Source organism: Microcoleus sp. D2_18a_B4 (genome assembly GCF_036702475.1).
Taxonomy (GTDB): Bacteria; Cyanobacteriota; Cyanobacteriia; order Cyanobacteriales; family Microcoleaceae; genus Microcoleus.
Map to the genome: position 1 here is coordinate 22,978 of NZ_JAUBTL010000007.1, position 15,352 is coordinate 38,329.

A 15,352-nucleotide genomic window follows, 5' to 3' on the forward strand; every position below is an offset into this window, starting at 1 on the left:
TTGGTTTCCATTACCAATTACTAATTTCCGATGCCCGATGCCCGATGCCCGATTCCCAATTCCCGATGCCCGATGCCCAATTCCCCATTCCCAATTCCCAAATTATGAATTTTATTGAAAGCGTCAAAATGGCCGGTCAAACGCTACTAGCCAACAAAATTCGCAGCAGTTTAACAATGATTGGCATGATTGTCGGCAACGCCTCAGTAATTGCCATGATTGGAATTGGAGAAGGAGCTCAAAAATTTGTAGCAGGACAAGTTCAATCCCTGGGTACAAACGTATTAATCGTGAGGCCTGGAGTTCCCAACGCTAGGCGAAGTACCATCTCAAGTGCGCCTCAAACTCTCGTATTGCCAGACGCAAAGGCGATCGCAACTCAAGTCCCATCCGTTCAAGGCGTCTCAGCAGAACTTAACAGTTCGGAAATAGTTCGCTACAGCAACAAAAATGTTTCGTCTCTAATTTTCGGCACAATTCCCGAATTTCTAGAAGTCAGAAGCTTTGAAATGGCAAAAGGGCGGTTTTTGACCGAACTTGATGTTAAGCAAAGTAACCAAGTTGTAGTTCTAGGTTCAGAATTAGCCGAGAAACTTTTTGGCAATACAAATCCCTTGGGCGAACAAGTGCGGATCAAAAATGTCAGCGTCAAAGTAATTGGAGTATTGGCACCCAAAGGCACATCTTTTGGTACGAATTTTGATAATTCCGCCACTGTGCCGATCACCACAATGGCCAATCGCATAGTTGGGCGCAAATCTCCCTACGGTTTGGCTGTCACGTCGATATTTATTTCGATTAAAGATGAATCGCAAATGGATGCGGCGCAATTTCAGGTGGAAAACCTGCTGAGATTGCGGCATAAAATTACTACCGAAGATGATTTTACTGTCAGAAATCAAAAAGATTTAATGGCAAGAATGGGGGCAATTTCCGGCGCTTTGACTCTGATGTTAACTGCTGTTGCCAGCATTTCCCTATTAGTCGGTGGCATTGGGATTATGAACATTATGCTTGTGTCCGTTAGCGAACGCACTCAGGAAATTGGGCTCAGAAAGGCGATCGGCGCATCTCAACAAGATATCTTGTTTCAATTTATTGTCGAAGCTGTAATTTTATCCGCCGCCGGAGGGATAGTCGGTACTTGCGTAGGTGTCGGCGGTATCTTGCTTGTAGGTAATTTCACGCCCTTGCAAGCTGGAATATCACCCGTGGCGATCGCCCTTGCTGTCAGTGTATCCGGTGCAGTTGGCCTCTTCTTCGGCGTTGTCCCCGCCCGCCAAGCCGCCAAACTAGACCCGATCGCAGCTTTGAGAAGTGCTTAATCAATATATAGTTACTCAGTTACACAATCCGCGCCTTTGATGCTGGTAAAAATTATCTTGCTCTAAATATTAAAATAAACTGTTTCTTGGGAAAATTTTAACAAAGTTGTAGTATTTGAGGCAGTTTTAATAACAGTATTTTTACGCACATTCAGATCGCAAAACTTCATAAAAGGCCGGTTAAATATTAAAGATTCAATAAAGCTGTGTTGTGGTGTTTACTTCCCAGACAAAAAGTTTAATATTATTAAATGAGGGGTAAACACACCTAAGCATCTACTTACAGTACGAACCGGGCTTTAATCAAAATATTCAATAAATAAACATGGCATCCCTGACCCCTAGTTCTAACTTTGACTATCTCGAAGGAACTACCCAAGCAGACACATTTAACGCCTTGGATGGCAACGACATCATTTATGCCAACAGCGGAGACGACTATCTCGGAGGCGATGTCGGCAAAGACAAAATCTGCGGCGACCTAGGCAACGATACGATTGTTGGCGGTGCAGACGACGACATCCTCTGGGGAGGCAAAGGCAGCGACCTAATTGGTGGCGATTCCGGCAACGATCTCATCTACGCGGGCGCAGGTAGCGATACCATGAGCGGCGGCACAGGCGATGATATATTTGCCATTGCTAAAGGCAGCGGCGGCCCAACTTTAGCCACAGCCGACTACATCGCCGACTTGGGCAACGGCAATGACAAAATTCGATTGCTAGACGGCCTCAGCTTTGAAGATTTAAACATCCAGCAAGGCACCGGAGTCAACAGCAACAGCACAGTAATTCAAGACAAAATTACGGGCGAGTATTTAGCAGTATTGCAAGGAGTCAACAGCAACACAATCAACCGCGACCAATTCACAAATCAGCTATCGGGAAACCCTGTCATTGAGTGGAACGGAGTCCTGCTGAATGCAGTGCGGACAGCCAGCACCGCGCCTCCCCTCGCCTCCCGCAACATGGCAATGGTTCACGCAGCCATTTACGATGCTGTTAACTCGATCAGCAAAAAATACACCCCTTACCTCGTGGAAATAGACCCACCCGCAGGTACATCAGCAGAAGCAGCCACCGCAGCGGCCGCCCACCGCGTCTTAGTCAACCTCTACCCAGCGCAAGCAGCCACATTCAACGAAGTATACGCATCGTCTTTAGCTAAAATTACCGACGGCAAAGCCAAACAAGACGGGATTGCTCTGGGGCAGCAAGTTGCCGACCAAATTATCAGTTCGCGGAGTACAGACGGCATCACGAAAGTAGTGCAGTACACCCCCTCAACCAACCTTGGCAGTTGGGCGCCGACTCCCCCCGCCCTTGCCGCCGCGCTGGCGCCACAGTGGGCCGAAGTTACTCCCTTTGCGATGACTAGCGGTTCTCAGTTCCGCCCGCCCGGCCCGCCCGCCCTTGACAGCGCCAAGTACGCAGAGGAACTTAACTACGTCCAAGAAATCGGCAAAAGTGACAGTCTTACGCGCACCCCAGACCAAACAGCGATCGCCAAATTCTGGGCCAACGGCGCTGGGACGTTTACGCCTCCGGGTCACTGGAACCAAATCGCCGAAGAAACAGCAACTCTCACCGCCACATCCTTAGAAGATAGCGCCCGCTTGTTCGCCCTGCTGAATATTGCTCTGGCCGATGCAGCTATTAGCTGCTGGGATGCCAAGTACCAGTACAATTTATGGCGGCCGGTGACAGCTATCCGCCAAGCTGACACAGACAACAATCCCGAAACGACAGCCGACCCCCTGTGGACTCCGCTGCTAACTACTCCGCCGTTCCCTGAGTACACGTCGGGCCACAGTACCTTTAGCGGTGCCGCAGATCCTGTTATGAGTTCTGTATTTGGTTCGGATTACGGCTTTGCCGATCGGGGAGACAGAACGGTCAACACTTTGCGAACCTATAAAAACTTCAGCGAAGCGGCCGATGAATCGGGCATGAGTCGCATTTACGGAGGCATTCATTTCATGAGTGCTAACGTAGATGGTTTGAGTGCGGGTAGAAATGTGGGGAATTATGTTCTCCAGAATTTCTTAACAGCCTAGGAAAGTTGGGACGGGTTTACGAGATTGCTGAGATGTTGCACCATTTTAAATAATCTTTTTAGGAACAGGCTTTCCGGCCTGTTCCACAAGAAATCAACTCTTTGTGGAACAGGCCGGAAAGCCTGTTCCTAATTATTCGAGCAATTCTACAGTGCCGAGATACCCGTCTACTCGCACTTTTTGACCGTCTCGCAAGCGAGTTGTAGCTTCAGAAATATTCATAACTGCGGGAATTTTGTACTCGCGAGCGATAATTGCTCCGTGAGATAGTTGGCCACCAACTTCGGCGATAATTGCTGTTGCTCCTAATAGCAGCGGTGCCCAACCTGCATCGGTGTATGGGACTACTGCGATCGCATTTTCTCCTAAATCTGTGCTCGCGGTGCGGCAAATCTTGACAAAGCCTTCGACACGACCAATACTTGCTGGAATTCCCTGGATGATATTAGTTTCTGATGTTGCGGAGTCGATCGCCCTTGTCTGAGAATTTGGCAGCAAATTGCCGTACACCACGGGGGGAATCGGGCGATCGCGATCGGCTACCAGGCGATCGCGCCTTTGGCTAATTGTATCCTTAAACGAAACACTTCCACCGCTACGAATCCACTGCTGAATTTCCCCAAATTCCAGATAAAAAATATCCCCGCTTTCCTCAAACACCTGCATTGCCAAGCCGCAAGCTTCAATCTCCAAAAAAGTCCAGCGCAGGTGAGCCAACAACCGCGCGTAAATTTCGCTAATTTCGTTTTTGACAAGCGCTCTTTCTTGACATTTATCTAATCGCCACTTCTGCGAAAAACTCAATCCTATTTCACCTTTCTCAACTAAATTAGTTTCGGCTTTTTGAGCCATATTTATTAGCAACTTTTGATAAACTTCCGGTTGTTCTCGCCAAGTAGGAACAGCAATATCCGTTCCCACCTCGCTCAAATATCCGTAAATATCAAGCCACTTTTCAAAATCTGCTTGTAAAGCCGGATTTTCCGCAAATGTCTGTGCTAAATCTGCGACTGAAACAGTTTCGTCACGCTGCGAAACAGCAGCTTGTCGCAATTTCTGAGCCAACTGCTGTAAAGCTCGCACCGAAGCAATTTCAGGAGCGCTGTCATTGGCTAGCCAGTCATCATCAACGCGAAAAATTGCCTTGCGAATAGCCAGCCCGATCGGCCCTAATATATTGTAGTAAGTAATCGGTTTTAGCCACTCCTGAATTTGCTCCGCTCTGTCTAACAATTCCGTTAAATATTGGTAATCGGGCATTGGGCATTGGGCATTGGACATTAATATTTCTTCTTCGCTCGAACCTCTTCCCTCTTCCTTCTTCCCTCTTCCCTCTTCCTTCTCCAGACTTTGCAGTGCCGGGAGGAAAATAGAAGTACGATCGCCCTTAAATTCTGCATTGAGCGCCCTTTCTCGCTGCACCAGACGCCACAAACCAGGCAAATTAGGCAAAATCTTCCCCAAAGGCGGCTTGCCCATTTTTTGCCCTCTGAGCAAAAATTCCAAACCCTGTTCCGGCAATCCCATCATCCGAAAAATTTCGCCCAACAAAGTCGCATTAAAATAGGCGTGAGAACCCAGCAAAGTTGCTGTTTCATTAAAGTTTAAGCCACTGGCGCGCTCGCCCAAAACCACCTGAAAAATCTCTCCCCAAACCCCGCAAGTCAGCGGCCGATTAATCGACCAAGTTAACGGGCGAATTGCACCGGGAATCACTTCGGCTGCAATAGTGCGCGTCCAAAAAGGCTGCAAATTAGTAATGGGGCGGCTTTGCAAAATCCAAACTTTTTCCCCGTCCCAACTCCACTCAATATCCTGCGGAATTCCGTGAAAAAATGCTTCAATCGCTTGGGCTTGTTTCACCAATTCTGATAAAATGGATGGAGAAATAATTGAATTACTTTTAAGTTCAGTTAATTTTTTTTCTAATGATTCAGGTTTACTAAAATCAATTTCTAAATGAACCGGAGTACATTGTCCGCCGACAACAGACTCTGCTCCTCCCGGTAAAGCTTCTATAATTACCTGGGAACCACCATCTAAAGGATTGCGACTGAACATGACTCCCGCAAATTCGCTGTCAATATAAGGCTGAATTAATACAGCCATTTGGGTGTCGGGCAATTGTCGCTGTCGGCGGTAAGCCACAGCTTCGGAAGTCCAATAAGACTGGCGGCAGCGATTAATTGCATCGAGTAATTCTGCTTCAGTGAAAACAGGGCCAATAGTTTGATATTGTCCGGCGGCAGAACTCGTCTCGCCATCTTCTCCGGCAGCAGAAGAACGCACAATCATTCGATTTTGGATTTTGGATTTTAGATTTTGAATGGAAGCATTGGAAATTGACAATTCATCACTATTTCCTCGATGCCCGATGCCCGATGCCCGATGCCCGATGCCCGCTTCTTGTGATAATACCCAACCAGAAGGTACGTTAAACCCGGCTCGTTTGAGTTGAGACAATTTAGCCGCTTTATCGCCACAGATTGCAGCATCTAACGAATCATCAAGAGAAAACAATTGCTCTGATTTAGATAAAGCCATATCATCACCCTGACGAAGACTAATTGTGAAGAGTAAAAAGGCTAATCCTGCTGCTGCTAAAAATTCGGGCATTGATTGTCGCCACACCCAAACCCAGATTGGGGTACACAGACACCCGCAACGGGAAGCAAAGAGTCTCGCCCGATCGCCCTTACCCCACCACCGCTGTGCCAAACCCCACACCAGCAGCCCCCAAATGCCAGATGATACAGCCACTGGCGGCGAAAATACCAAAAGACCCCAAACCGCGTTGGTCACGCCTCCACCTCGGGCGATCGCATATCTGCCCGCAACTAGAGGAATTAACAGGGCGATCGCGATCGCAGGTGCATCCGGGAAGCAAAATCGCCCCGCCAAAACTGGCAAAATTCCCCTGGCAATTTCCGCCAACACCGCAGCAATTCCCGCTAATTTCCCGCCGTGAATGAAAGCAGCCGACACGCCCACATTCCCCGTGCCCAGGGCCCTCAAATCTCGGCGACTAAACACTCGCACCGCCCATCCCGTTAGCGGTAAAGCACCTAGGCTGAAACTCGCAGCCAACAGCAATGCTATTGTCCCCAACGGCATAAAATCTGCTCTCCTATTTTCAACCTCTAAACATTATGACCTCAATTCAGTTTTTTTTCAGTCTTGAGATATATCTATAAAACGGCATTAGCACTTAAGATAATGTAAAAGTAGAGTAGATAAGGATTTAACTATCATGACAGATGTCAGCTTGACGACCCCAATATTAGTTCTTGTTGCTGGCTTTATTGCCGCAGTTACGATCGGCTCGATCGCCTGGTACAACTCCAAGCGCCCACCCGGTTGGGAATCCAAAGAACGCCCTGATTTTGTACCGAAAGTTGATAAAGACGATTTGATTGCTGATGTTTCTGATTCAAAGAAAAAATAGAACAAAGCTGTTTTAGAGCGAAAAAAGCTTTGAGAGTAATAGGACTTACCCTTGCATATCTATTTTGTAGGGTGCGCTTTGGCGCGCCTTACGCTATGTAGAAAGGCTTTGAGTGAATAGTTTTAACTACCAGCCGGGAAGTCCCGGGCGTATATTTAGAGGGGATTAATCAGAGCGCTACGCCCCTACCCTGTTGGGAATTACGCCCGCGTGATGAAAGGCTTGTCGGGTGTAGGTACCCAAAGCGACAATTATTCTTTTATGCCTATTGATAACCTGGAAATACTCTGATACTATATTAGCAAGTGGGGGTGGAACTACCTCACTATAAAAAGCATGAGAAAAAAAAGGAAAAAGAAGCATGCGGTCTAACTGTACTCAGTTGACCGTCAGGTTTGTTCACTTGACCGAAAGCACTAATGTCAATAAAGGGAGCGCTCATCCCGCGATCGATCGCTTTCTTTAGATTGATGCAAGATATCATTAGATAGATTTAATCATAGAAATTTAGAAGTTGACTACAGGTTTGGAGTTCTCTTGAGATTCAGCCTCTTTTGGGGGGTGGCGTTTGAGATATCTCACCACCTCTTCGTAAATTTGACCGAAAGCATCCAAGATACAAGCCTCCACATTAATTTGTGGAGATATAAAAAATTTTATCCGATAAATAAGCCCCCGAATTTATCCGTGGGGTCAATGCCTCAATCTAAAATCTAAAATCTAAAATCTAAAATCAATTGACTGCTAAGGCGATCGCCCCGCCGACCATTTTCCAGTTTGATGTCATAAGTTTATGGTTTCGAGGTATTGGCGATCGATCTCAACCAATGCGGCTGCTTGAGGCTGTGACTCTGTTTCGAGGCCTAATTCCGTCCGCTTCACAACCAACAAAGTTATGTCATCAAACACTTTTTGATTGCCGATATGTCGCCGCACATCGTCAATCACCGCTTGCTTGATTTCCCCAGCCGATAAATGCCAGTTTTTGCTGATGACTTCACACATCGGCTCAACGCCATATTGTTTTTTGTTAATGTCTTTTGCTTCGGGAATACCATCGGTATATAGCACTATACCATCTCCTAGCTGTAGCTCAATTGAAATATGACTGATGAACTCAGCAATGTCATCGTCAAGGGCAATGGGAAAACCTAAATCCATCGTATCGATACGTTCTACCTGTCCACCGTTTCGCACAATAATTGTTTCTTCATGCTGACCGCTAATGCTGACGAGTCCTTGGGAGTAATTTAAAATCGCTAGGGTGAGGCTTTTCTCAGATTTCATGCGCTGCACGTTTTTGTAAAGGGTGCGGTTGAGCGCATCTAAGAACCGAACCGGATCAGTTTCGTGGATTTCCTTGAGGGTGCGAACGGCGGTTTGCGCCATCAGCATCAAGATACCGCTTTCGAGTCCATGTCCAGTGACATCGCCGATGCCCAGAGTGACAACGCCATCGGTGTTTAAGACATCATAGTAGTCGCCGCCGACTTCATCGGCAGCATCCATATATCCGGCAATATCGAGTCCGTCGATTTCCAGTTCATCAGGATTGGGCAGAATCATTTGCTGCATCTGACGCACAATATCCAATTCCGCACCCATGCGAAGATTGTCTGCCTTGAGTCTCTCGTTGAGGGTATCTAACTTTTGCGCGGATTCCGCCAGTTGCTCTATGGCTTGTTCGAGTCGATCGGATTGTACCGCGATCGATTTATCAAAAACATCAAGCAACTGCCTCAAAGTCGCTACCTGGGATTTAAGCTGCGCTATATCCTGCTCAGTGTTTTTTGTGAATATTTGCTTAGAGGCTCTAGCAGATCCATCTTTTTTTTGGGCGAAAACAGATGCTCGATCGAAGGACAGCAGTGCTGTCTTTACGTTCAGCGCCAGAGTGCTGAACATCTGAACCGTGCTAATAGGAATCTGGACTTTCAAGAACAGGATAATTGCAAACATATTGCCTGAAGGTAATAGACCACCGAACCCCAATACAGACTTGATTCCGAAGGGAATCACAAAGGAGTCCTGGGCGGGAATATAGGGGCTGCCAATCGCTTCAGGTACATAGAAGACGTTGTATTTCCTCTGCTCGATTTCTACCAAAAGATTCGGGTCAGGGTTGATAACTGTTTTTATATCTAAGCCGAGCTGTCTGATGAGTTGTGAGATCATCGGCATCTGAGCGACTACAGATTCGCTTGCCAGCGGAATAGCCTTATGTCCAACAGATGTGTGTCTTGAGTTCCATTCCGTTTGTTCTCCTACCGTTGCGAGTGGAATCATGCACTTCATGGTAGGCCAAGGGGGATAGTCGCCCAACATACTACGGGCATACTCGGCAAGTTCGACTTCTAAGTCTTCATAAGGGTGAGTTTTGAACAAACGGACTAGGGCGCAGGATTTTTCACCAGTTGGTTTAGTACAGAAATTTTCGTAAAGATACCTAACAATGCTGTTACTCGCCTCTTCCATACTTTCAACCCCCAAGCCGAACTGGCGTAGAGCCAACCCGCATTCGGCCATGTCCCTTAAAGTGAATCTCGTCAAGTCGTACATCGGACTTCCTTATAGATTTAGAAATAACGGCAACTAAGAAAGACAGTGCCACAATCCAGCAATTATGGTGCATTTCGGCAGGTACTCGCATCGCCGCCATGCCAATATAAAGCATACTCCCAATGCCTGAACCCATGATAATACCGGGGATTAACAATGAGAACCTGCGTGCAAAACCTCGATGCAAGCTGTAGAAGGCTGTGCCAGATGCAATGACTGCAGCAAGCCAAGACACAATCATAATCGGTAAATCGTAGGCGATCGCTACTGGCAGGTAATAAGCCAGCATTCCTATCAAGTGCATTGCCCAGATGCCCGTTCCCATTGTCAAAGAACCACAAATTAACCAACCTAAGCGAATATTTCCACCGTTTCTTGGAGTCATTATCTCAGTTAATTATAAGGTGGTATAGGAGGCAATAATGGCAATAATGATAAAAAGATGACGAGCAAAAAATCGTATTTAACTACCATTAATAGATTAGTCTCATAAAAATTTAGACTGTGACTATGGCTTGGAAGTTCTCTTGAGATTCAGCCTCTTTTGGGGGGCTGCGTTTGAGATATCGCACCACCTCTTCGTAAATTTGACTGCTAAGGCGATCGCCCCGCCGACAATTTTCCCGTTTGATGTCATAAGTTTATGGTTTCGAGGTATTGGCGATCGCTCTCAACCACTGCGGCTGCTTGAGGCTGTGACTCTGTTTCGAGGCCTAATTCCGTCCGCTTCAAAACCAACAGCGTAATATCATCAAATACTTTTTGATTGCCGATATGTCGCCGCACATCGTCAATCACCGCTTGCTTGATTTCCCCAGCCGATAAATGCCAGTTTTTGCTAAGGACTTCACACATGGCCTGCACGCCATATTGTTTTTTGTTAATGTCTTTTGCTTCGGGAATACCATCGGTATATAGCACGATACCATCTCCTAGCTGTAGCTCCATTGAAATATGACTGATGAACTCAGCAATGTCATCGTGGAGGGCGATAGGAAAACCTAAATCCATCGTATCGACACGTTCTACCTGTCCACCGTTTCGCACAATAATTGTTTCTTCATGCTGACCGCTAATGCTGACGAGTCCTTGGGAGTAATTTAAAATCCCTAGGGTGAGGCTTTTGTGAGATTTCATGCGCTGCACGTTTTTGTAAAGGGTGCGGTTGAGCGCATCTAGGAACCGAACGGGGTCTACTTCACGTATCTCCTTGAGGGTACGAACGGCGGTTTGCGCCATCAGCATCAAGATGGCACTTTCAAGTCCATGTCCAGTGACATCGCCGATGCCCAGAGTGACAACGCCATCGGTGTTTAAGACATCATAGTAGTCGCCGCCGACTTCATCGGCGGCCTCCATGTATGCGGCAATATCGAGTCCTTCAATTTTCAGTTCCTCAGCATTGGGCAGAATCATTTGCTGCATCTGACGCACGATATCCAATTCCGCACCCATGCGGAGATTGTCTTCCTTGAGTCTCTCGTTGAGGGCAATGATTTCTTCGTTAGCGGTTCCTAGTTCTGCGGTGCGTTCTTTAACTTTATCTTCAAGTGTTGCAAAAGACTCCTTTAATTGTCCGCTCATTTTGTTGAATGCAGTTGCTAGATCGTGCATTTCATCAGTCCCTTGGACATGAACAATTTGATCCCAGTTGCCAGTAGACAACGAAGATGCAGCCTCGCTTAATTGCAGCACAGGCTGAGTTAGTCGCCGCGATAACAGCAGGGCAACGATCGAACTGATTATTAGCACCACGGCTGAAACTGTCAGCGACCATAACAGTTGATTCTGAAGCGCTGCCTGCACAGGTTTTGTGGAGAGTGAAACCAGAATTGCCCCTGTTATCTGTCCTGTCTCGTCAATTAACGGCGTGGCAACTTTCAAAAAACCATCTTCTTGATAACTTTGGGTCAGTTTTTGAGCTATACTGTCCTTCAACCTTTGGGTATCTGTTGGACTCAGTTCTTGACTCAATCCCGAATTGTCTGCCACAGCCGTTGCATTGGTGGTGGCGTTGAGACCGACCACCCAGATGCCACCGATTTCTCCACTCGTTAACAATCGCTTGATCAAGCCATTGATTCCAACTTGTTGGCGCAACCGCTCAATAAACGAAGCGTTATACCCAACCTGCACAATCCGGCGACGATCGACCCCTGCTACTGCCACATATTTGTAGATTTGCTTATCGTACTCTCTCACCTGGGCATCCTGAACAACGGTAGATTTTGCTCCTGTTAGGAGGGGCCAAAACATAGACGCCTGGGGTTGTTTAGCCCGATCGGGACTAAACGTGAACGCGAAGGGAGCATTCTTCAAATAAGCCCGTCCAGTTTCATCCGTAATCCAGAACTCCTCCACGACGGATTTTTTGGCGATCGCACTTAACCGTTGATTGATTTGTTGGGGGCTGAGATTGGCTGCTTCAGCTATAGCAACCAGGTGAGCCGAGATCGTGGCTTGGGCAAGCATATGGTCTGCGATCGTATTTTCCACATCTTTGGGAACTTTCTCAACAAACTGAGCACTGCGAGCCAGGGATTGAGCGACTTGCTTACCTTGTGCTTCAGTCTGTGCCAGGAGAGCGTGTCGGGAAGTCCAGGTCAGCAGAGCAACGGTGGGAACCAGGGCAAGGGAAACCAGCCCGATCGTTGTTAAGAGGATTTGTCTTTGGAGTTTCATAAGATTTCCATGAGTGGATGGGCTATTCAAAGGGTCAATGCTGGCTACAGAAAAATTTGCCCATTGCCGAAGGAAAGATAACCCACCAACCCCACCGCCGCGACGATTTGCAAAACGAAGGGAACGACGAGGGCAGTACGAAGCTGGAATTTACGAGAAGTATTTTTCCAAGATTTCACGGGTATAGCGATTAACTAAGAATAATTACGCCTTTAGCATCGCTTCCAGTTGTTGCGTGGCGTTATTAGAAGTTTCTACCTGTTGCTTCAAAACCCGCATTGTAATAAGCTGTTGTGCATTTAAATTGTATATTTTGAGTCCCGATCAAAAATCGTCAAATCCTCTCCCCCTCTCCCCTTCCCCCCCTCTTCCTCTCTAGTACCATAGGCAATCTAGATGCAACACAGCTTATCATCCCTGGCTTAGCGGGACAAAAACTGCGTTTTAAGCCCAAACGAAGCCTAAACAGGCTTTATATGAAGCTGTAGACATCCCTGTTTTCTTGCGACCCAGATTTCTGAGATTCGCTCTCAGCCGTTTACAGACAATATGCCCTGTACTATACAACTTTTTAGGTCGCATAGGAAAAAGTTTTCCCTCGCAAGCGACACCAATCTGTCGGGAGAGATACGGGCAAAACTTGTGATATAGAAAGATTCAATAACACCCTGATGGCAGGGATATCTCGTTATTGTAATAAAAACTCGGTCATTTTATAAAAAGCTTTCCAATCATGTGAGAGCTATCTGGTATTTTATCCATCATTACAATGTTTCTTTACGCCTAAAACTGTTTAGGGTTTTTCCTGGATCAGTAAAATAATCTTAAAATTTAAGCTTTGTAACGGAACTTTCCTGGGCATCTTCAGCTAATTCACTCCGAACAAATGTCGAGTTTAGCACAGTTAGTCGCTGGAGTCGCTCACGAAATCAACAACCCTGTCAGTTTAATTTATGGTAAAATAGTTCAGGTTAATTAATATGTCTGAGAGTTATTCAACCTGAGTGAAATTTACCAAAAATACTGTCGGGCATTCCCATCATAAATCACCTAAGATGTAAAATATATTGCTCTGCATCATATCAAAAAAGCATAAAAAACGTAAATATTGTTGAGCAGATTGCAGATATACAAGCGTTTATCTAGTTTCAATAAATTATATTATTTATGTAGGGGCTAATTTCAGACAGCCCCTACATCATTTTTGGTTCGGCTAGCTTATTTTTGCAGCGGATTGAGTTTCGTAACGGAACTTTCCTTGGCATCTTCAGCGCTATCTTTGAGGAAACCAGAAGCATCCTTAAATGCGGCGCCTACTCTCTCTAAAATATTGGCATCGGGATCGCTGCGATCGAATACGGGTTGAGCCTTAGCCGGCTGTCCGTCTGGCGTATCTAACAGAGTTTTATCTCCGCCGAGTTCGAGGTCAAACTTGTCAGTTTCCATCGGTGCAGAACCCGGATAAAGCAGCTTTGAGGAATTAGATTCAGCGGTAGTCGAGGCCAGGAGACGATCGCCTAAGATCGACAAATCAGCCCGATTCTTTTCTGCTTTAGCAGGCGATTGATTGACTTTAGGGTCAGTAGACATTTGATAATTCGTATATCCATCACCACCGGCCTTGTGAGGGTTATTCATTCCTCCCATTTGGACGGGAGGATTCTCAGGCCGAGCACCTCGAGTATCGCCGGCATTGCAAGCGGTGCTGGTAAACAGCAGCACACCTGCCATAAATACAGTCAAAATTTGACCGATACGCAGTCTTTTAAAAAAAGCAGTTACAGTGTTCACAAAAATTTTCCATTTTTTTACTACTACTTATCAAGAGTAAAAATAAACTCCCCACACCTGCCTCTAACGGCGGTGATATTTTGCCACTAATTGCTATCTATTTTTTTCTAACTTTAGAGGGATTTAAAAATGGCGATCGCCTTCGAGAGATTATTTTTGGTAGGACTTACGCGCAGGTATCTAGAAACCCAGCTTTTTTACCGGGTTTCTAGAGTAAGTTTGGTTGAGACACTCGTACCCGACCGACAAGAAAAGGGCCCAGGTAGTTTCAAAGCGTAGTCTTCGGGTGCGTGCGTTCCAAGAATTGCTTGATGACAAAAGCTTTTCTGTTTTTGACCACGCCCAAAAACGGATACTTGCGAACGAATGCTGTCGTGGAGTTAGAAAAATTTTAGACTCTTGTTCAACATCCCAGATTCATCTGTGGAGTAAACATAACATCTAAAATCTCCAATCCACTGACGCACCCTACCAGCTACTAACCTCAGAACCCTACTGCTACTCTGGGAATTTTTCGACTTTCGCTTCAGCTTGCAAAGTCAGCACACCAGCTTCCACATTTAGCTGCTGAATTCGCAGGGACATTCCCTCAATTTCAAAATTTCGCAAGTTTAAAACCTCACCAGCTTTGTCCGCCAAAGCTGCTGTTAACTCCGGCGAAAATTCCTTGTTTTCGGGATACTCGACATCCTGAAGAGAAATTGCCCAACCGCCCGCTGCGATCTGAGGTTTTGATGTAAAATAAATTTTTTCAGTAGAGGCAGTTTCCTGCACCAATACCTCAGCATTTAAAGCGATTTTTCCAGCTAGCAATTGGCACTCAATAGTTTTAACGTCTATTGTCTGCTGTTGTCCCTCAACAGTAACTTTTAAGTTTTTCAGTTTCCTGCTGATGTATTCGGAATTAAAAGCGCGGTTGATATCGCTTTCTGTTAAAACTGCGCGCGCCGCACCGAAGGCAGGCCCGTTCAGTTCAATTTTGCCAAACATAGCGGTCAGGGGATTGACAGCAATATCCTTTATGTGAATTTGCAAATCTTCCACGCGCAAATCTTGTTGCATTACCAACCCTGTGCCCTCAACCGCAACGGCCTCTACTGAACCCTGGGCTAGCTGGATCGGATCGGTGTTAACTGTGACAGACAAAGTTTCGGATTCGTCTAATTTGCTCGCAATAGCAATCTCGGCCACTTTGTCGATCGCCTGTTCCCCTAAACTTCTATTTTGTTGAAGCACGCTCAGAATTCCTAATATTGTTTTCAAAATAGTAGTTAATACCTAAGTCATTTACCGTCTTCCTCTCGGCTGGTTTCTCGTCTGAAAAAAACTCAGCCAAAGACAGAGGGTTTCCAGAAAATTGCTAAAATTAATCAGGTACTCTTCGGCGCACTCTACATTGACCGAAAGCATCCAGCATACAAGCCCCCGGATTCATCTGTCCCGAAATAAAAAAACTGTATCCGATGAAACTTGCCCCCCGAATTTATCCGTGGG

At 46.2% G+C, this 15,352-nt stretch carries 10 protein-coding genes; 3 read left to right on the forward strand and 7 right to left on the reverse strand.

Translation table 11 applies throughout. The annotated features are described in order from the left end of the window. The first annotated feature begins 104 nt into the window (after window positions 1–104). Both QUB04_RS06170 and QUB04_RS06175 read left to right on the forward strand, forming a co-directional pair. Complete coding sequence (locus QUB04_RS06170) at window positions 105–1,325, forward strand: ABC transporter permease (RefSeq protein WP_333282581.1); 1,221 nt, start codon at window positions 105–107, stop codon at window positions 1,323–1,325. 325 nt (window positions 1,326–1,650) lie between these two features. Next, window positions 1,651–3,381 carry a chemotaxis protein CheB gene (locus tag QUB04_RS06175; RefSeq protein WP_333282257.1) on the forward strand — a complete coding sequence of 577 codons (1,731 nt, stop codon included), beginning with the start codon at window positions 1,651–1,653 and terminating at the stop codon, window positions 3,379–3,381. 132 nt (window positions 3,382–3,513) lie between these two features. Here the strand turns inward: QUB04_RS06175 and QUB04_RS06180 are convergent, their stop codons facing one another. Next, window positions 3,514–6,495: a glycerol-3-phosphate acyltransferase gene (locus QUB04_RS06180; RefSeq protein WP_333282259.1), complete on the reverse strand. Its 2,982-nt coding sequence runs from the start codon at window positions 6,493–6,495 to the stop codon at window positions 3,514–3,516. A 136-nt stretch (window positions 6,496–6,631) separates the two neighbouring features. On the opposite strand from QUB04_RS06180, the gene psb35 reads away from it, so the two are divergent. Continuing rightward, window positions 6,632–6,826: a photosystem II assembly protein Psb35 gene (gene psb35, locus QUB04_RS06185; protein WP_333282262.1), complete on the forward strand. Its 195-nt coding sequence runs from the start codon at window positions 6,632–6,634 to the stop codon at window positions 6,824–6,826. 783 nt (window positions 6,827–7,609) lie between these two features. Here the strand turns inward: psb35 and QUB04_RS06190 are convergent. The 6 genes from QUB04_RS06190 to QUB04_RS06215 form a co-directional block, all read right to left on the reverse strand. Further along, the gene (locus tag QUB04_RS06190) at window positions 7,610–9,301 is read right to left on the reverse strand and encodes a SpoIIE family protein phosphatase (RefSeq protein ID WP_333282265.1); all 1,692 of its coding nucleotides are present in this window, start codon (window positions 9,299–9,301) and stop codon (window positions 7,610–7,612) included. Between the two features lie 4 nt (window positions 9,302–9,305). Beyond that, window positions 9,306–9,770 (reverse strand): MHYT domain-containing protein, encoded by a 465-nt coding sequence (locus QUB04_RS06195; RefSeq protein ID WP_333282267.1) that lies wholly within the window; start codon window positions 9,768–9,770, stop codon window positions 9,306–9,308. A 123-nt stretch (window positions 9,771–9,893) separates the two neighbouring features. After that, the gene (locus tag QUB04_RS06200) at window positions 9,894–10,022 is read right to left on the reverse strand and encodes a hypothetical protein (RefSeq protein ID WP_333282269.1); all 129 of its coding nucleotides are present in this window, start codon (window positions 10,020–10,022) and stop codon (window positions 9,894–9,896) included. Next, window positions 10,019–12,067, reverse strand: a complete 2,049-nt coding sequence (locus tag QUB04_RS06205; protein ID WP_333282272.1) for a SpoIIE family protein phosphatase — start codon at window positions 12,065–12,067, stop codon at window positions 10,019–10,021. The genes QUB04_RS06200 and QUB04_RS06205 overlap by 4 nt, the downstream gene beginning before the upstream one ends. A gap of 1,218 nt (window positions 12,068–13,285) precedes the next feature. Beyond that, window positions 13,286–13,858, reverse strand: a complete 573-nt coding sequence (locus tag QUB04_RS06210; protein WP_333139375.1) for a DUF6658 family protein — start codon at window positions 13,856–13,858, stop codon at window positions 13,286–13,288. 498 nt (window positions 13,859–14,356) lie between these two features. Beyond that, entirely contained in the window at window positions 14,357–15,094 is a 738-nt protein-coding gene (locus QUB04_RS06215) for a DUF2993 domain-containing protein (protein WP_333139373.1), read from the reverse strand. Between the last annotated feature and the right edge of the window lie 258 nt (window positions 15,095–15,352).